The 16,515-nt window shown below is 70.3% G+C and carries 15 protein-coding genes; 10 read left to right on the top strand and 5 right to left on the bottom strand.

Annotation, left to right across the window (positions count from 1 at the left end; translation table 11 throughout):
• Positions 1–19: 19 nt before the first annotated feature.
• The 3 genes from MK786_RS06630 to MK786_RS06620 all read right to left on the bottom strand — a co-directional run bounded on the left by MK786_RS06630 (position 20) and on the right by MK786_RS06620 (position 3,647).
• Positions 20–1,765 (bottom strand): nitrite/sulfite reductase, encoded by a 1,746-nt coding sequence (locus MK786_RS06630; RefSeq protein WP_308220025.1) that lies wholly within the window; start codon positions 1,763–1,765, stop codon positions 20–22.
• A gap of 128 nt (positions 1,766–1,893) precedes the next feature.
• Positions 1,894–2,646: a sirohydrochlorin chelatase gene (locus MK786_RS06625; protein ID WP_241111453.1), complete on the bottom strand. Its 753-nt coding sequence runs from the start codon at positions 2,644–2,646 to the stop codon at positions 1,894–1,896.
• Between the two features lie 149 nt (positions 2,647–2,795).
• A complete protein-coding gene (locus MK786_RS06620) occupies positions 2,796–3,647 on the bottom strand; it encodes a hypothetical protein (RefSeq protein WP_241111452.1) in 852 nt (283 codons plus the stop codon).
• Between the two features lie 115 nt (positions 3,648–3,762).
• Here MK786_RS06620 and MK786_RS06615 point away from each other — a divergent pair, with 115 nt between their 5' ends.
• Positions 3,763–4,305 carry a MarR family winged helix-turn-helix transcriptional regulator gene (locus tag MK786_RS06615; RefSeq protein WP_241111451.1) on the top strand — a complete coding sequence of 181 codons (543 nt, stop codon included), beginning with the start codon at positions 3,763–3,765 and terminating at the stop codon, positions 4,303–4,305.
• A gap of 19 nt (positions 4,306–4,324) precedes the next feature.
• Here MK786_RS06615 and MK786_RS06610 read toward each other — a convergent pair whose 3' ends face one another.
• Entirely contained in the window at positions 4,325–5,797 is a 1,473-nt protein-coding gene (locus tag MK786_RS06610; protein WP_241111712.1) for an MFS transporter, read from the bottom strand.
• 168 nt (positions 5,798–5,965) lie between these two features.
• Here MK786_RS06610 and MK786_RS06605 point away from each other — a divergent pair, with 168 nt between their 5' ends.
• Positions 5,966–7,543 (top strand): MFS transporter, encoded by a 1,578-nt coding sequence (locus MK786_RS06605; RefSeq protein ID WP_241111450.1) that lies wholly within the window; start codon positions 5,966–5,968, stop codon positions 7,541–7,543.
• 65 nt (positions 7,544–7,608) lie between these two features.
• On the top strand, positions 7,609–8,886 hold the full coding sequence (locus MK786_RS06600) for an HNH endonuclease signature motif containing protein (protein ID WP_241111449.1): 1,278 nt from the start codon (positions 7,609–7,611) through the stop codon (positions 8,884–8,886).
• Positions 8,887–9,028: 142 nt separating this feature from the next.
• Here MK786_RS06600 and MK786_RS06595 read toward each other — a convergent pair whose 3' ends face one another.
• Positions 9,029–9,613, bottom strand: coding sequence for a GNAT family N-acetyltransferase (locus MK786_RS06595; RefSeq protein WP_241111448.1), 585 nt, complete (start codon positions 9,611–9,613; stop codon positions 9,029–9,031).
• Between the two features lie 271 nt (positions 9,614–9,884).
• On the opposite strand from MK786_RS06595, the gene MK786_RS06590 reads away from it, so the two are divergent.
• The 7 genes from MK786_RS06590 (at position 9,885) to MK786_RS06560 (ending at position 16,421) form a co-directional block, all read left to right on the top strand.
• Positions 9,885–10,445, top strand: coding sequence for a hypothetical protein (locus MK786_RS06590; RefSeq protein ID WP_241111447.1), 561 nt, complete (start codon positions 9,885–9,887; stop codon positions 10,443–10,445).
• A gap of 182 nt (positions 10,446–10,627) precedes the next feature.
• On the top strand, positions 10,628–12,496 hold the full coding sequence (gene dnaK, locus MK786_RS06585) for a molecular chaperone DnaK (RefSeq protein WP_241111446.1): 1,869 nt from the start codon (positions 10,628–10,630) through the stop codon (positions 12,494–12,496).
• Positions 12,497–12,498: 2 nt separating this feature from the next.
• Positions 12,499–13,083, top strand: a complete 585-nt coding sequence (locus tag MK786_RS06580; protein ID WP_241111445.1) for a nucleotide exchange factor GrpE — start codon at positions 12,499–12,501, stop codon at positions 13,081–13,083.
• Positions 13,084–13,097: 14 nt separating this feature from the next.
• The gene (locus MK786_RS06575; RefSeq protein WP_241111444.1) at positions 13,098–14,093 is read left to right on the top strand and encodes a DnaJ C-terminal domain-containing protein; all 996 of its coding nucleotides are present in this window, start codon (positions 13,098–13,100) and stop codon (positions 14,091–14,093) included.
• Positions 14,094–14,122: 29 nt separating this feature from the next.
• The gene (locus MK786_RS06570) at positions 14,123–14,611 is read left to right on the top strand and encodes a heat shock protein transcriptional repressor HspR (RefSeq protein ID WP_241111443.1); all 489 of its coding nucleotides are present in this window, start codon (positions 14,123–14,125) and stop codon (positions 14,609–14,611) included.
• 87 nt (positions 14,612–14,698) lie between these two features.
• A complete protein-coding gene (locus MK786_RS06565; RefSeq protein WP_241111442.1) occupies positions 14,699–15,367 on the top strand; it encodes a GntR family transcriptional regulator in 669 nt (222 codons plus the stop codon).
• 85 nt (positions 15,368–15,452) lie between these two features.
• Positions 15,453–16,421: a tripartite tricarboxylate transporter substrate binding protein gene (locus MK786_RS06560; RefSeq protein WP_241111441.1), complete on the top strand. Its 969-nt coding sequence runs from the start codon at positions 15,453–15,455 to the stop codon at positions 16,419–16,421.
• The last annotated feature ends 94 nt before the right edge of the window (positions 16,422–16,515 follow it).

Genomic DNA, 16,515 nt, shown 5'->3' with positions numbered 1-16,515 from the left:
TGGGGGTGGGTGCTGCGGGTCACTGGAGGGCCTCGTCGTCGGCGCGGTGCGCCCACTGGGCGAAGGTCTCGTCGGCCGCGGCATCCCGTTCCGAAAGGAAGCGGCGCACCACCCGGTCGACGTAGTCGGCGATGCCGTCGGCGCCTACTTTGAGGCCGCGCACGGTGCGGCCGAGGCCGGCCTCGTCGCGGTCGGCGCTGACGAGTCCGCCGCCGAGGTGCACCTGGTATCCGGGCACCTGTTCGCCGTCGATCGTCACGAGCTGGCCCTTGAGGCCGATGTCGGCCGTCTGGATGCGCGCGCACGAGTTCGGGCAGCCGTTGACATGGAGCGAGATCGGATGCGGCAGCTCGAACTGCTCGAGACGCTTCTCGAGATCGAGCACGGCGGCCGTCGCGTAGGCCTTGGTCTCGACGATCGCGAGCTTGCAGAACTCGATGCCGGTGCAGGCGATCGTGCCGCGGCGGATCAGGCTCGGACGCGCCGAGAGCCCGAGCTCGTCGAGCCCGGCGACGAGCGAGTCGACGCGGTCTGCGGGGATGTCGAGGATGACGAGCTTCTGGTGCGGGGTGGTGCGCAGCCTCGTCGAGCCGTGCGCCTCGACGAGGTCGGCGAGCTGTGCGAGGATCCGGCCCGAGACCCGGCCGACGATCGGGGTGACGCCGACGTAGAAGCGGCCGTCCTTCTGCCGGTGCACGCCGACATGGTCGCCGTGTGCGAGCGGCTTCGGCGCAGCAGGTCCGTCGGGGAGGGCGTAGCCGAGGTACTCATCCTGGAGCACCTGGCGGAACTTCCCGGCGCCCCACTCCGCGAGCAGGAACTTCAGTCGCGCCTTGTTGCGCAGCCGCCGGTAGCCGTAGTCGCGGAAGATCTGGGCGACGCCGTGCCAGGCATCCGCCACCCGATCCGGCGACACGAAGACACCGAGCCGCTCGGCGAGACGCGGCGTCGTCGACAGGCCGCCGCCGACCCACAGGTCATAGCCGACGCCGAAGTCGGGATGCTCGACTGCGACGAAGGCGACGTCGTTGATCTCATGCACGACGTCCTGGCTGGGGTGCCCGGTGATCGCCGACTTGAACTTGCGGGGGAGATTGGCGAGCGACGGATCGCCGATGAAGCGCGATGTGATCTCGTCGATCTGCGGCGTCGGGTCGATGAGCTCGTCGGCGGCGATGCCCGCGACGGGCGACCCGAGCACGACACGCGGCACATCACCGCAGGCCTCGGTCGTGCCCAGCCCGACCGCTTCGAGGCGCCGCCAGATCTCGGGCATCGACTCGACCTCGACCCAGTGCAGCTGGATGTTCTGCCGGTCGGTGAGGTCGGCGGTGTCGCGTCCGAACTCCTGCGAGATGCCGGCGATCGCGCGCAGCTGCTCGGTGGTCAGCTGGCCGCCGTCGATGCGGACGCGGAGCATGAAGTACGCATCCTCGAGCTCGTGCGGCTCGAGGGTGGCGGTGCGGCCGCCGTCGATGCCCGGCTTGCGCTGCGTGTAGAGGCCCCACACGCGGAATCGGCCGTGCAGGTCGGTCGGGTCGATGCTCGCGAAGCCGCCCTTCGCGTAGATCCTCTCGATGCGCTCGCGTACGGCGAGGCCGTCGTCGACCTGCTTCCACTCCTCGTTGCCGTTGAGGGGCGTCGTGCCGTCGATCTTCCACTGCCCGTTGGGCTTGGACGACGGCCGCGGCGGACGCGCGGTCGCGCCGCCGGCGCGTGCAGGCGGCGGTGCTGCGGCGCGGGTGTCGGTGTCGCTGAGGGTCACGGTGGCCTCCGGAGGAGTCCCCGGGCGTCGCCGGGGCGGACTCTGGCGAGCCCATTCGGCGAGAGTAGAAGCGCCGCGAGCCCCGGCCTAGGCGCGTGTCAAGGGGCGTCACCGTGCGTAACGGTGCGTCACAGAGGTTGCGGCTGGCCGGGGTTGTCAGACCGCGTCCAGGAAAGCGCTCGCAATGTCGGGATTGCGCTGCGGTATCGGTCGACGACGATGTCGACGAGGGATGCCGCGGGCTCGTCATCGTCGAGCAGCGGTCGGGCTACCGGGGAGTCGCCCGACACGCGTGCGGCGAGGTCGTGGAAGTAGCCGGGCGCGAGGAGGTAGTTCGCCACGAGGACGCGTCCGGCCGCCGGCTCACGCGCCGATGCCACGGCCGCGCCGAGGCGCGGTTCGGCTGCGGCCAGGAAGCCGACCTCGACGGGTCGCCCGAGGCGCTCGGCGAGCAACGCGCCCACCGCACGGCAGTCGTCGTTCGCCCTGTCGTCGCTCGACCCTGCGACGGCGAGCACGACTGCGCTCGCCGGGTCGGGGTCGAGCGGTGCGAGGCGGGTCGCCAGCTGCTCGGCGAGCCTCGGGTCGGGGCCGAGGGCCTTCGCGATCGTCACGCCGTCGCGGCCGGCCGACTGCTTCTTCAGGTCGACCCGCACGTGGTAGCCCGCCGACAGCAGCAGCGGCACGATGACGACCGGCTGGTCATCGGGGAGGGCGTCGAGGGATGCCGCGACATCCGGCTGCTGCACGTCGACGTGCCCGAGCCAGACTGTGACGTCGGGAAGCCGCGCAGCGACGGCGTCGACGAGCGCCGCCACCGCGGCCTGGCCCTCGGGGGAGGACGTGCCGTGGGAGATCGCGAGCAGAGCTGGGGTGGTCATCGGCTCCATTGTGCTCCGGCCGTGTGGCGCGCGTGTTACGCCGCGTTCGGCGCCAGCACGTCAAGGCGTCGGGAGAAACCGGCCTGAAAACGTCGGATCGACCCTTCCAGCGCAGGAATCTCCCGCCGCTTTGACAGTGGAGCAGCCGCTCAGGCTGCGCCGGCCTCCTGGCCGCGGCGGAAGCCGGCGTCGAAGCCGCGCTCGAACGCGCGCTCGCCGCCCTTGCCGCCGTGGCCGTGCCGGTCGTGACCGTGGCCGCCGTGGCGGTGCCGGTCGTGACCGTGGCCGTGGCCGTGGCCGTGGCCGTGCTCGTGAGGGGCGTGGCCGTGCTCGTGAGGGGCGTGGCCGTGGCGGTGACCGCCGTGGCCGTGGCATCCGTCGTCGTGGCCGTACGCCCACGCCTCGCCGTGCGAAGCGCCGGCGCCCGGTCCGAAGCCGTAGCCCGGACCGAAGCCGAAGCCCTCCCCCGGGCCGAACCCGAACCCGCGCGGTCCGCCGAACCGGCGTCCGGGGCCGAAGCCGCGCCCGAAGCCGCGCCGCCCGGCGAACGGACGGGTCTCGTCCCAGCCGAGCTCGCGGGCGATCGCCTCGAGGGAGGCGAGCGTGGTGGCGAACTCCTCGTCGGAGACGGCACCCGCGACGCGGGAGCGGATGCCGCTCACGACCTCGCCGAGACGTGCGTGCGCCTCGCGGCCGGCGTCGGTGAGCGCCCACGTTCCATCGCCCTGCTCCTCGGCCCAGCCGAGGTCTTCCAGCCGGCGCAGTCGCTTGCCCTTGCGGGCGAGGCGCTCTGCGGCTTCGGGGGCATCGAGCTCTCCGGCGAGCAGGTTCAGCATCATCCAGTCGCGGCGCGTGACGCCCTCGTTCTGGAAGGCGGCGGCGAACTCGCTCGTGAGCAGGCCGTCGACGGCGCGCAGCCAGTAGCCGAGCGGCCGACGGCCGGTGGGGATGTCGGCGGTGTCGTCGACGGGGTGGTCCTGTGTTTTCTCGTTGTCGTTCATGTGAAGTCCTTTCCGGAGGCGGCACGGGTGGCCGCCTGGTTACATGTCGAAGTACATGCATATGTAGGATGACATGTGAATGGTTTGTATGTCAAGTCGCATGTAAATTGATTCCATGCCTCAGGATCCGACTCCGGCCGACGACATCGCCTCAGCCCTCTCGAAGCTGCGCGGCCGCCGCATCCCGCGCCCGCCGTGGGAAGGAGCGGACGCCCACGGTCACTCCGGCCACGGTCCTCACCACCACGGGGACGCGCCGTGGGCACGCGGCGGCCCGCACCGCGGGCACGGCGGTCCGCCGTGGGGAGGCGGTCCGCGCATCGGCGGTCCGGCCCGGATGCGCCTGCTCGAGGCGCTGGCCGCGGCATCCCACCCTCTCTCCGTCGGTGAGATCGCCGAGGCCGTCGGAGTCGATCAGCCGCGCGCCTCACGGCTTGTGCAGCAGGCGTTCCAGCTGGGGCTCGTACGCCGTGAGGCAGACCCCGAAGACGCGCGGCGGACCCGTGTGGCATTGACGGATGCCGGCGCCGCCCTCGTGCGGGGGTTCCGCGGCGAGCGCCGCGAGGCCATCGACACCGCCCTGGCCGGGTTCACCGACGAGGAGCGAGCCGACCTCGCACGACTGCTCACGAAGCTCGCAGACGCCTGGCCCTGGTGACGGCGCCGGGCGCCGCCCCTCAGACGCGCGGCGTGCGCGGCGGGGCCTTTACGAACAGCAGCAGCACGAAACCGATCGCGAGGATCAACGCGATCCCGAGGATGCCGTACAGGGTCTGGTTGCCGCCCACGGCGATGAACGCGCCCCAGAGGAGCGGCGCCATCCAGCTCGCGGCCCGGCCGGTCGTGGCGTAGAGGCCGAAGATCTCGCCCTCCTGGCCGACGGGCGTCACGCGGGCGAGGAACGAGCGCGACGCGGCCTGCGCGGGACCGACGAGCGATGCCAGCACGATGCCCGCGGCCCAGAACAGACCCTTGCCGGCGCCCGCGCCGATGAAGACGGCGAGGCAGCACGCGATGATCCCGCCGATCGCGAACAGGATGACCGTCTTCGGCCCGAAGCGGTCGTCGAGACGGCCGGCCAGCATCGTCGAGATGCCCGCGACGAGATTCAGGACGACGCCGAAGATGACCAGATCGGTGAAGCCGAACCCGAAGACGCGGGCGGCGATCACGGTGCCGAAGGTGAACACGGCCGCGAGGCCGTCGCGGTACACCGCCGACGCCAGCAGGAACCACAGGGTCGGGCGGTGTTCGCGCCACAGGCGCGCCACCGAGCGGACGAGCTCGACGTACCCGGCGAAGAACCCGACCCGCTTGGCGTCGGGCGACGGCGGCGGCTCCGGCACGTTACGGAAGATCGGGATGCAGAACAGGACCGTCCAGACGGTCGCGCCCGCAGCGATCAGCTGGAATGTGATCGCCTGCGTCCCGTCGAGGACGCCGCCCAGGATGAGGCCCACGACGATCACGAGCGCGACGATGCCGCCGATGTAGCCGAACCCCCAGCCCAGTCCGGAGACGCGGCCGACGGTCTTGGGGGTCGACACCGACACGAGCAGGGCGTTGTAGTTGGCGCCCGCGATCTCTCCGACGATGCTCCCGAACGCGATCATCGCGACCCCGAACCAGAAGAGCGACGGCGTGCCGGGGATGAAGGCCATCGCGAGCTGGCTGAGGATGAGCAGCCCGGTGAAGATCCCGAGCATGAGCTTGCGGCGCCCGGTGGCGTCGGCGCGCTGACCGAGCACCGGCGCGAGCAGGGCGATGAGGACGCCGGCGATCATGATGCCCCAGCCGAGGTTCGCATCGAGACCGCCCAGCGCGCGGCAGAACTCCGTCAGCGCATTCGCGGTGGTGTCGCAGTCGATCTCCTCGCCGTTCACGATGCCGGAGGCGGCGACGGCGGGATCGAGGAAGAACGGCGAGACGAGGAAGCTCGGCACCCAGACGAAGGTGAGCAGCACCGAGTTGAAGGGCTGGGTCGCCCAGTCCCACAGCGCCCACGAGATCACGCGCTTGCGCGGCACGGGGGCTTCGGAACCGGCCTCCTGGAAGACGTCCGCGAACGGCCGGATCGCACCGGTGTTGGCTGCCGCCGGCGGCGCAGGCGGGCGGAAGATCGGCTCGTCGGGGGAGCGGTCGGGTCCCATGGTCGTCACGGTATGGTCCTTCGGTGAACGGCGGGTGGCGCCCGCGAGCGCGCCGCCTCGTCGCGACGCCAGGCCAGAGTACCGGCCGTCGACCCTGGGCGATGTTCACCCGGGTGATCTCTGCTGAGGGATCTGTTCCTGCGGGTTCCGCCGTGGTTCGCTTCCGTCATGTCCGATGCACCGGGCGCCGCGCCCGCCTTCAACGGCCGCCTTGCGCTGCTCCTCGCGATGGCGATGTTCGTGCTCGTCGTCGACACGTCGATCATGAACGTGTCGATCTCGGCTGTCGTGAACGACCTCGGCACGACGGCGAGCGGCGTGCAGGGCGCGATCGCGCTCGAAGCGCTCGTCTCTGCCGCGTTCATCCTCATCGGCGGCAAGACGGGCGACCTGATCGGACGCAAGCTCGCCTACATCCTCGGTCTGCTCGGCTATGCGGTCGGAGCCGTCGCGATGACGTTCACCCAGAGCCTGACCGCGGTGATCATCTTCTGGGCGGTGATCGGCGGGATCGGAGCATCCCTTCTCCTTCCCGCGATGCAATCGCTCATCCACGGCAACTTCGCCGGCGAACATCAGAAGCGCGTCTACGCGCTCGTCGGCGCGTCGGCGGCGATCGCGGCAGCAGTGGGTCCACTGCTCGGCGGGTTCATCACGACGTTCTGGTCGTATCGCGTCGCCTTCGCGCTCGAAGCCGTCATCATCGCGGTGGTGCTGCTGGGGATCGGCCTCGTGAAGGATGTGAAGTACACCGGCGATCGCTCGATCGACCTCGTCGGAGCGGGCCTGTCGGTCATCGGCATGGGTGGCGTCGTGCTCGGGATCCTGGTGTGGCAGGAGGGCGGCGGCTACGTCGGGCTGATCATCGGCCTCGGCGCGGTCGCGCTGGGCGGGCTGGCGTGGTGGCTCCGGTCCCGCAAGAGGAAGGGCAAGCCCGTGCTGCTCGATCCCGCGCTGTTCGCTTCGAAGCCGTTCCGCACGGGCGTGAGCGGACAGCTGCTGCAGCAGATCGCACTGGGCGGCACCATGATCGTGCTGCCGCTGTACCTGCAGATGGTGCTCGAGTACAACGCCCTGCAGGCCGGTCTGTCGATCGCCCCGCTGTCGCTGAGCATGTTCGCCGTCGCGATCTGGGCCGGACGCGGCGCGAAGGGCCGCCCGGCCAATCTGATCCTGACCGGCTTCGCCCTCGCCCTCGTCGGGCTGCTCGCGATCGTGCCGCTCGTGCCCATCGCCGACACGGGGTGGTGGCTGGCGATTCCGCTGCTCATCGCCGGCTCCGGGCTCGGTCTGCTCGTGTCGCAGCTCAACAATTACACGCTGTCGCCGATCTCCGACGAGCGGGTCAGCGAGGCGGCCGGGGTCAACTCCGCGGCGGGTTCCTTCGGCCTCTCGTTCGGCCTCGCATTCGCCGGAGCCATCATGCTCGCGACGCTCGCCGTGTCGTTCACGTCGCTCGCCGACGCGAGCACGGTGCTGTCGACGGAGCAGAAGCAGCAGGTCTCCAGCGTGCTCGAAGAGGACGCGCAGCTGATGTCGAACACCGGGCTCGCCGAGTTGGTGGCGGATGAGCCGCCGGATGCCGCGGCCGAGGTCATCCGCATCAACACCGAGGCCAGGCACGTCGCGCTGCAGGTGGCGCTTCTCATCCCCATCCTCGCCGCGGGACTGGGCCTGCTGAACGCGTTCCGGATGCGGCGGCTGCCCGACCCGAAGGCCTCCTCGGCGGAGACGCTGCTGGGGTAGGGCGGGGGCGCGACAGGACCCCCCCCGCGCGGAGGAATGTCGTAGATATGTTCTAAAGTCAGGGCATGTGCAGCACCGACGCCCTCCACTGCGACGACGCTGCTGCCATCGTCGGTGAGCTCGACCGGGTGCGCCGCAACCTTGCCGCGCTCGAAGCCGAGCGCACGATGCTGCTCGACGCCCTGCGGTGCGCGAACGAGGCGCACGAAGAGCTGATCGTGACGGTGGGTGAGGTCGAGGGCGCGCCCGGCTCGAGAGCAGGGGCGGCGGATGCCTCGGACTGGGTCGCCCGCTCGACCCGCGCCGAAGTCGCCTGCGTCCTTCGGGTCAGCGAGCGCGCTGCCGCGACCCTCATCGCCGAAGCACGCGTGCTGTGCGCCGACCTCCCCGCCACGACCGAGGCGCTGCGCTCCGGTGACATCTCCTACGCGCACGCCAGGGCGCTGGTCGAAGATGCACAGCTGTTCCGTCCGCTCGACCGCGGCGCGTTCGAGCAGGCCGTGCTCTCGGGCCGCCTCGACGTCCCGGCGAACCGGTTCGCCCATCGCTGCCGCCGCGTCCGCGAGCACCTCGACCCCGAGACGATGTCCGAGCGTGCGTCGCGATCACGCGGGGTGACCGTTCAGCCGGCGCGAGACGGCATGGGCTGGCTGATGGCCTACGGCCCGATCATGCAGGTGCAGCTGGCGCACGCACTGCTCACCGGCACCGCAATGGATGAGTCCGCGGCGGGCGACCCGCGCACGATGTCGCAGCTCCGCTTCGATGCCCTCGTCGATGCGGTGCTGCGCTCCGGGCGTCCGGTCGGGCTCGCCGACGGCGCTGACGCGGCGTCGCTGCGCCCGGTCCGGGTCGGGGTGACGCTCACGGTCCCCGCCCTGACCCTGCTCGGGCACGGTGACGAGCCCGCGGTGATCGACGGGTACGGCCCGATCCCGCTCGACGTCGCCAAGACGCTTGCGGCGGGGGCGGACTCCTGGCATCGCGTGCTCACGCACCCCGTGACCGGGGTCCGGCTCTGCTTCGACCGCGAGACTTACCGGGTGCCGGCCGCATTGCGCGCCTGGCTCGCCGACCGCGACGGCACCTGCCGATTTCCGGGTTGCGAACGCGCGACGTCGTCATGCGACGTCGACCACACCGACGACTGGGCCGACGGCGGCTGCACCGACCACGACAACCTCGCGCACCTCTGCCGCACGCATCACCGGCTCAAGCATCACACCCGCTGGTGGGCACGATTCGAGGACGAGCTTCTCGTGTGGACAAGTCCGTCCGGTCACGAACACGCCAGCGGTCCGCGCGAGGACCGCGAAACGACGCTCACCCGGCTCAGACAGTGACCGGTCGCGCGGGGAGTGACCGCTCGTGCGGCTCAGACAGTGATCCCGCCGCGCACGTGCTCAGACACCGATCCCGCCGCGCACGCGGCCAGACATCGATCCCGCCGCGAACGCGCCCAGACACTGCCGCCGCGCACGCGGCTCAGGCAGCGCTCCCGCCATCGCGCTGCCCGTGCCACTCGCGCTCGAGGATCGCGTAGTGCCCGGTGTCGGTCCACTCGCCCTTCAGCCACATGTGCTCCGCGAAGTGCCCCTCCCGGCGCATGCCGAGACGGGCGCACAGCCGGACGGAGGCCTCGTTCCGCGGATCGAGCTCCGCGTACACGCGATGCAGGCCCAGGTCGCCGAACGCCAGGTCGAGCAGCACGCGCGCAGCCTCCGCCCCATAGCCGCGTCCCTGCGCGTGCGGAGCGAGGATCCAGCCGATCTCGGCGTTGCGGTCGGGATCGACGCTGTGCAGCTCGAGATACATCGTGCCGAGGAACGCGCCGTGCTCGTCCCGGATCGCCGGCTGAAGGTAGTCGCCGGCCTTCTCGAGGCGAGTGGCCGCGGCATCCCGCTCGAGCACTCGGGCCACCTCTTCACGCGACCGCGGCTCATACAGCAGGAACCGGCACACGTCGGGGTCGGACTGAAGGGCATACAGGTCGGCGAGATCTTCGGGGCGCAGCGCGTCGAGCGTGACGCGCGGGCCGCGCAGCGGCTGCAGGTCGTACGGAAGCGGCATGGGGCCATCCTCCCGGATCGCACGAATGAGCGGGAGGGATGCCACGCCCGCCGATGCCCGCCACCCGGCGCCCTCCAGGGTTAGGCTCGCCGCAACGCGGACTCCGACGGGAGGATCGATGAACGACGCCGCACCGCCGGACAGCGAGCCGCCCGGCGCCTTGCCCGACTCCGCCTCGCCCCCCGCAGGCCCACCCGGCACTGAGCCCCCACGCGGGCAGGCCCTGCGTCGCGGTGAGGGCCCGCATCACGTGCAGGGTCCGCGTCACCGCGTGGGGGCGCACCACGAGGCGCCCCCACCGCCGACGCACGGAGGCACCGCCCGTGCGCGCCAGAGGCTGGGCGAGGATGCCCCAGAGTTCGTCGAGTACTTCAAGGAGCGTGTCTACGCGACCTTCACCGGACTCGCGATCGTCCTCGTGGTGTCGGTGAACGACGCGCACGACGCCGGCCATGCGGTGCTGGCGCTCCTGCTCGGCGTCGTCGGCATCACCGCGGCCGGCTTCGTGTCGGGCGTGATCTCGCACCTCGCCGTCCACCGCGACTTCCCGGGAGGCGCCGAGCTGAGGGCGCAGCTGCGCATCGCAGGTGGGGCGCTGGGCACCCTTGTCACGCCGATGATCCTTCTGGCGCTCGCATGGTTCGGTGTCCTGCCGCTCCCCGCGGCACTCCGCGCGGCCGAGATCGTCTACGTCGCCACGCTCGCCGTGATCGGCTGGTTCGCGGTGCGCCGTTCGCGCCTGGACCTGTGGAAGCAGCTGCTGGCGCTCACGATCCTCGTCACGCTCGGACTCGTGGTCGTGCTGCTGCAGACGCTCGCCCACTCTGTCTGAGCGGGACCCGAAGTCGGAGTCGGATCCAAACTTGAGTCGGGTCATATCAACTTCATTTGACACGCTCGACCCACGCGAGTAGCCTTGAGCCATCGCGACTCAACCTCTGTGTCGAGCGCGAGCAGACTTCCCATCAACCACGGGCCGAGGCATCCGCTTCGCCCACAAGAAGGAGAGAACACATGGCACGTGCTGTCGGAATCGACCTCGGTACGACCAACTCGGTCGTCAGCGTCCTCGAGGGTGGCGAGCCGAAGGTCATCGCCAACGCCGAGGGCTTCCGCACGACCCCGTCGGTCGTCGCGTTCACGAAGGACGGTGAGGTGCTCGTCGGCGAGACCGCGAAGCGCCAGGCCGTCACCAACGTCGACCGCACCGTCTCGTCCGTCAAGCGTCACATGGGCACCGACTGGGGCTTCGACGTCGACGGCAAGAAGTGGACGCCGCAGGAGATCTCGGCCCGCATCCTGCAGAAGCTGAAGCGCGACGCCGAGCAGTACCTGGGCGACACGGTGACGGATGCCGTCATCACGGTTCCTGCGTACTTCAACGACGCCGAGCGTCAGGCCACGAAGGAGGCCGGCGAGATCGCGGGCCTCAACGTGCTCCGCATCATCAACGAGCCCACCGCCGCCGCTCTCGCGTACGGCCTCGACAAGGGCAAGGAGGACGAGCTCATCCTCGTCTTCGACCTCGGTGGCGGAACGTTCGACGTCTCGCTGCTCGAGGTGGGCAAGGACGACGACTTCTCGACGATCCAGGTGCGCGCAACGGCCGGTGACAACCGCCTCGGTGGTGACGACTGGGACCAGCGCCTCGTCGACTACTTCATCAAGCAGTTCAAGGACACGACGGGTGTCGATGTCTCGGGCGACAAGATCGCCCTGCAGCGTCTCAAGGAGGCCGCCGAGCAGGCGAAGAAGGAGCTCTCGTCCTCGACGAGCACGAGCGTCAACCTCCCGTACCTCTCGCTGACCGACTCGGGCCCGGTGTCGCTCTCCGAGACGATCACGCGCGCCAAGTTCGAGGACCTCACCAAGGACCTGCTCGACCGCACCAAGAAGCCGTTCGAGGACGTCATCCGCGAGGCCGGCATCAAGGTCGCCGACATCGACCACGTCGTGCTCGTCGGCGGCTCGACCCGTATGCCCGCGGTGAGCGAGCTCGTGCAGCGCGAGGCCGGGAAGGAGCCCAACAAGGGCGTCAACCCCGATGAGGTCGTCGCCGTCGGCGCTGCCCTCCAGGCCGGTGTTCTCAAGGGCGAGCGCAAGGACGTCCTGCTCATCGACGTGACCCCCCTGAGCCTCGGCATCGAGACCAAGGGCGGCATCATGACCAAGCTCATCGAGCGCAACACCGCCATCCCGACGAAGCGCTCGGAGACCTTCACGACGGCCGACGACAACCAGCCGTCCGTCGCGATCCAGGTCTTCCAGGGTGAGCGCGAGTTCACGCGCGACAACAAGCCGCTCGGCACGTTCGAGCTCACCGGCATCGCGCCGGCTCCCCGCGGCATCCCGCAGATCGAGGTCACCTTCGACATCGACGCCAACGGCATCGTGCACGTCTCGGCGAAGGACAAGGGCACGGGCAAGGAGCAGTCGATGACGATCACCGGCGGCTCCTCGCTGCCCAAGGACGACATCGAGCGCATGGTGCGCGAGGCCGAGGAGCACGCCGCCGAAGACAAGAAGCGCCGTGAGGCCGCCGAGGTGCGCAACCAGGCCGAGACCCTCTCGTACTCGATCGAGAAGCTCATCAAGGAGAACGACGACAAGCTGCCCGAAGACGTCAAGACCGAGGTCCAGGCCGACGTCGACGCTCTCAAGACGGCGCTGGCCGGCGACGACGACGAGGCTGTGAAGACGGCGTTCGACAAGCTGAACCAGAGCCAGGGCAAGCTGGGCGAGGCGATCTACGCCTCCAACCAGGCGTCGCCGTCGGCTCCCGACGCGTCGGGTGAGCAGCCCGCCGACGGCTCCGGCCAGACCGAGTCCGACGAGGACGTGGTCGACGCCGAGGTCATCGACGACGAGGAAGACAAGAAGTAACCATGGCCGACAAGGACTTCGAGAACGAGGTCCCCGGCGGCGAGGACCCGGAAGCACAGGCTTCCGGGTCCGACCCGCAGGAGGGCCAGGACGACGAGCTGACGATCGACGACATCCTCGGTGCGACACAGAATGCGGATGCCGCGGCCGAAGACGCCGTGATCGCCGACCTCGAATCGCAGCTGCTCAACGATCTCAAGCGCCTCCAGGCGGAGTACGCCAACTACCGCCGCCGCACGGAGGACCAGCGAGAGCTCGAGATCGAGCGCGCCAAGGGAGCGGTCGCGAAGGGCCTCCTGCCCGTGCTCGACGATCTCGACCGCGCCGAGAAGCACGGTGACCTCGAGGAGGGCTCGCCCTTCGCCGCGATCGCCGAGAAGCTGCGCGGCGTTGCCGAGCGCATCGGCCTGGTCACCTACGGTGCGCCCGGCGAGGCGTTCGATCCGCAGCAGCACGAGGCCATCTTCCAGGCGCCGACCCCCGGCACGACCGAGCCCACGATCCTCGAGGTCGTCGAGATCGGCTACCGACTCGGCTCCGTCGAGCTTCGCCCGGCGAAGGTCGTCGTCGCGGTGCCGGCCGAGTAGTCCGGAGGGCACCTATGGCCAGTCAGGACTGGTTCGACAAGGACTTCTACTCGATCCTCGGTGTGTCGAAGGACGTCAGCGATGCTGACCTCAAGAAGACCTACCGCAAGCTCGCGCGGAAGTACCACCCCGACTCCAACCAGGGCGATGCCAAGGCCGAGGCGAAGTTCAAAGAGGTCAGCGAGGCGTATTCGGTGCTCTCCGACGCCGAGCAGCGCAAGGAGTACGACCAGATCCGCGCCATGGGCTCGGGCGCGCGCTTCACGGCGGGCGGCCAGGGCGGCGCCGGTGGCTTCGAGGACGTCTTCTCGATGTTCAACCAGGGGCGCGGCGGTGGCCGCTATCAGTCGGCCGAGGACTTCGACGACATCTTCTCGATGTTCAACCAGCAGGGCGGCGGCTTCGGCACCGGCCGGTTCGGTCAGTCGACGGGCGGCTACCGCGGGTATGGCGGTCCGACCCGCGGGGCCGACGTCACGGCGCGGACGACGATCGACTTCGTCACCGCGACCAAGGGCGAGACCATCACGCTCCAGGGGGAGGACGGCCGTCCGTTCAAGGTGAAGATCCCGGCGGGCGTCTCCGACGGCCAGAAGATCCGCCTGCGCGGCCGGGGCCGGCCGTCGCCGGACGGCGGCGAGAACGGCGACGTCGTCGTGCAGGTCGCCGTGCGGCCGCATCCGGTGTTCACGCGCGACGGGCTCAACCTTCGTGTGACGATCCCGGTGACGTTCACCGAGGCCGCCCTCGGCGCGACCATCGAGGTCCCGACCCTGGGCGGCGAGCCGGTGAAGCTGCGCGTAGCGCCCGGCACTCCGTCGGGGCGCGTGCTCCGCGTGAAGGGCCGCGGCGTGCAGACCGCCAAGGGCACCGGCGACCTGCTCGCCGAGGTGCAGGTGGCTGTGCCGTCGCACCTCGACGACGCGGCCCGCGAGGCACTCGAGCGGTACCACGCGCTCGAGCCGAAGGAGAACCCGCGTGCCGACCTCATGGCGAAGGCGCGCGGCTAGGAGGATAGGTCGGAGGGAGGTGAGCCGGCATGGGTGAGCAGCACGACATCGACGACGAGGCGCCGATCTTCGCGATCGCCGTCGCCGCCGAGCTCTCCGGTATGCATCCGCAGACCCTCCGTCAGTACGACCGCCTCGGGCTGGTCGTGCCCGCGCGCACGTCGGGCGGCTCGCGCCGCTATTCGCTCCGCCACGTCGCGCAGCTGCGCGAGGTCGCGCGGATGTCGGCCGACGGCATCGGCCTCCCGGCGATCGCGCGCATCCTCGAGCTGGAAGACCGGGTCCGCGAGCTGCACGGCCGCGTCCGCGACCTCGAGGAGCGGGTGCGCACCGAACTCGAACGTCGCCCGGGCGCCCGCGTCTTCGCGGCGGGTGCGACCGGCGCCGTAGTGACCCTGCGCCACGGCACGCGCGTGCGCCGCGCGACCGAGCTCGTCGTGTGGCGTCCCCGCCAGCCGATCGAGCGAGCCGACGATCACGACGGTGATCCACCGGCGGCCGGTCCGGTCGAGGGCTGAGCAGGCCGAGCCGAGAAGTCGCTCAGATCCGTGCTGGATCTGAGCGGTCGCTCCGTCGTACTCTGTTAACTGTCGACAGGAGACGAAGTGACTCGATCGGTCCAGCGCGCCGCGTCATTGGGTCAGCAGATCGCGGACATCATCCGCCAGCGGATCGTCCGGGGCCAGCTGAAGCCCGGCGACCGCCTCACCGAGGAGTCGCTCGCCGACGAGTTCCAGGTGAGCCGCGGACCTGTTCGCGACGCGATCACCCAGCTCAGCTTCGAGAAGCTCGTCGAGGTGCACAAGCCGCGCGGCATCTACATCGTCGGTCTCACCGATGACGACGTGGAGCAGCTGTACAGCTTGCGCGCGGCACTCGAGCAGCTCGCCCTGCAGCGGGCGATGCGCGTGAGCGATGATGCGCGGTGGCGGCCGTCCCGCGAGGCGGTGACGCGCATGCTGGAGGCGGCCGACCGCGGCGACCATGCTGATTTCCTCGCCGCCGACCTCGACTTCCACGCGCAGATCTACGCGCTCGCCGATCACCCGCGGCTCGAGGGAGCGTGGAGTCAGTACCTCCCGACCTTCACCTCGCTCCTCGACGTGACGATCAACCACGACGAGGATCTCCACGAATCGGCGGCCGACCACGATCGCCTCTACGCGGTGATGCGCTCGGGCGATGTCGCGGCGGCGTCCCGGGTTCTGGCGGAGCACCTCGCCGGCGCAGAGGAGCGCATGACCATCGAACTGGCGACGCGACGGGAAGCCTGACCCTTCAGTGTTGACTGTTAACAGTCGACACTGTAGCGTCGAAGTGAGTCGACAACAGGGTCGGCCACGCACCAGAGGAGCAAGGATGCCCCGCAAGCGCATCACCCGCCTCGCCGTCGCCGCCGCAGCAGTCGCAGCGACCGCTCTCGTTCTCTCCGCCTGCACCAAGGTCGATGAGACCGCTGCACCGGAGTCGACCTTCCCCGAGAAGGATCTGCGCCTGATCATCCAGGCGAACCCGGGCGGCGGATCGGACCTCTCGTCGCGCGCCCTCGCCACTGAGCTCGAGGACATCCTCGGCGTCAGCGTGATCCCCGAGAACATGCCGGGCGCCGCAGGCGCCCTGGCGATGGAGTACGTCGCGGCCCAGCCCGCTGACGGCTACGTCATCGGGTTCGCGCCGGTCGAGATCGCCATGCTCAACACCACGCAGGGAGCCGACGTGCTCCCTGAGAACTACGACCTCCTCGGCCAGATCATGCTCGCTCCGGGCGTCGTCACCGTCGGTGCGTCGAGCGATGTGAAGACACTCGAGGACCTCGTCGCCAAGGCGGAGGCCGGCAGTGTCACCGTCGCCAACTCGGGCGCGGGCTCGATCTGGGAGGCCGCGACCCTCGGTCTCGCCGCCGAGGCCGGCGGCACGTTCACCCCGGTGCCGTACGACGGCGGCGCGACGGCCGTCTCGGCCGCAGCGTCCGGCGAGACCGACGCCGCGGTGTCGGGTCTCGGTGAAGCCCTCGCGCAGGGCGACGCCGTGCGGATCCTCGCGGTGCTCCATGACGAGCGTCACCCCGACGCGCCGGACGTCCCCACCGCGCAGGAGGCCATCGGCGCCGAGGTCGTCTTCGGCGGATGGGGCGGGATCTACGCTCCCAAGGACCTGCCGGACGACGTGAAGAGCGTGCTCGAGTCCGCCGTCGAGGAGGCGGTTGAGAGCGACTCCTACCAGCAGTTCCAGGCGGACGCCGGCAACCTCGTCGTCTACCGCGACTCGGCCGAGTGGACCACTTTCGTCGAGGACCAGTTCACCCTCTTCCAGGAGCTCCTGGGCTGACCCGTCCGGGGGGCGGGCGAGGGGGGGGGGCCCGGGGGGGGGGGGGGGGGGGGGGGGGGGGGGGGGGGGCGGGGGGGGGGGGGGGGGGGGCGGG

It is taken from the genome of Microbacterium sp. CFH 31415 (assembly GCF_022538185.1).
Classification (GTDB): domain Bacteria; phylum Actinomycetota; class Actinomycetes; order Actinomycetales; family Microbacteriaceae; genus Microbacterium.
The sequence above is the reverse complement of the archived record's forward strand: the minus strand, read 5'-3'. Positions and strand labels throughout refer to the sequence as shown.

What these genes read in the sequence shown, in the direction of transcription:
- dnaK (WP_241111446.1), top strand. Translation starts at nt 10,628, where the DNA reads ATGGCACGTGCTGTCGGAATCGACCTCGGTACGACCAACTCGGTCGTC.
- MK786_RS06610 (WP_241111712.1), bottom strand. Translation starts at nt 5,797, where the DNA reads ATGGGACCCGACCGCTCCCCCGACGAGCCGATCTTCCGCCCGCCTGCG.
- MK786_RS06600 (WP_241111449.1), top strand. Translation starts at nt 7,609, where the DNA reads ATGTGCAGCACCGACGCCCTCCACTGCGACGACGCTGCTGCCATCGTC.
- MK786_RS06605 (WP_241111450.1), top strand. Translation starts at nt 5,966, where the DNA reads ATGTCCGATGCACCGGGCGCCGCGCCCGCCTTCAACGGCCGCCTTGCG.
- MK786_RS06570 (WP_241111443.1), top strand. Translation starts at nt 14,123, where the DNA reads ATGGGTGAGCAGCACGACATCGACGACGAGGCGCCGATCTTCGCGATC.
- MK786_RS06620 (WP_241111452.1), bottom strand. Translation starts at nt 3,647, where the DNA reads ATGAACGACAACGAGAAAACACAGGACCACCCCGTCGACGACACCGCC.
- MK786_RS06560 (WP_241111441.1), top strand. Translation starts at nt 15,453, where the DNA reads ATGCCCCGCAAGCGCATCACCCGCCTCGCCGTCGCCGCCGCAGCAGTC.
- MK786_RS06615 (WP_241111451.1), top strand. Translation starts at nt 3,763, where the DNA reads ATGCCTCAGGATCCGACTCCGGCCGACGACATCGCCTCAGCCCTCTCG.
- MK786_RS06595 (WP_241111448.1), bottom strand. Translation starts at nt 9,613, where the DNA reads ATGCCGCTTCCGTACGACCTGCAGCCGCTGCGCGGCCCGCGCGTCACG.
- MK786_RS06575 (WP_241111444.1), top strand. Translation starts at nt 13,098, where the DNA reads ATGGCCAGTCAGGACTGGTTCGACAAGGACTTCTACTCGATCCTCGGT.
- MK786_RS06625 (WP_241111453.1), bottom strand. Translation starts at nt 2,646, where the DNA reads ATGACCACCCCAGCTCTGCTCGCGATCTCCCACGGCACGTCCTCCCCC.
- MK786_RS06580 (WP_241111445.1), top strand. Translation starts at nt 12,499, where the DNA reads ATGGCCGACAAGGACTTCGAGAACGAGGTCCCCGGCGGCGAGGACCCG.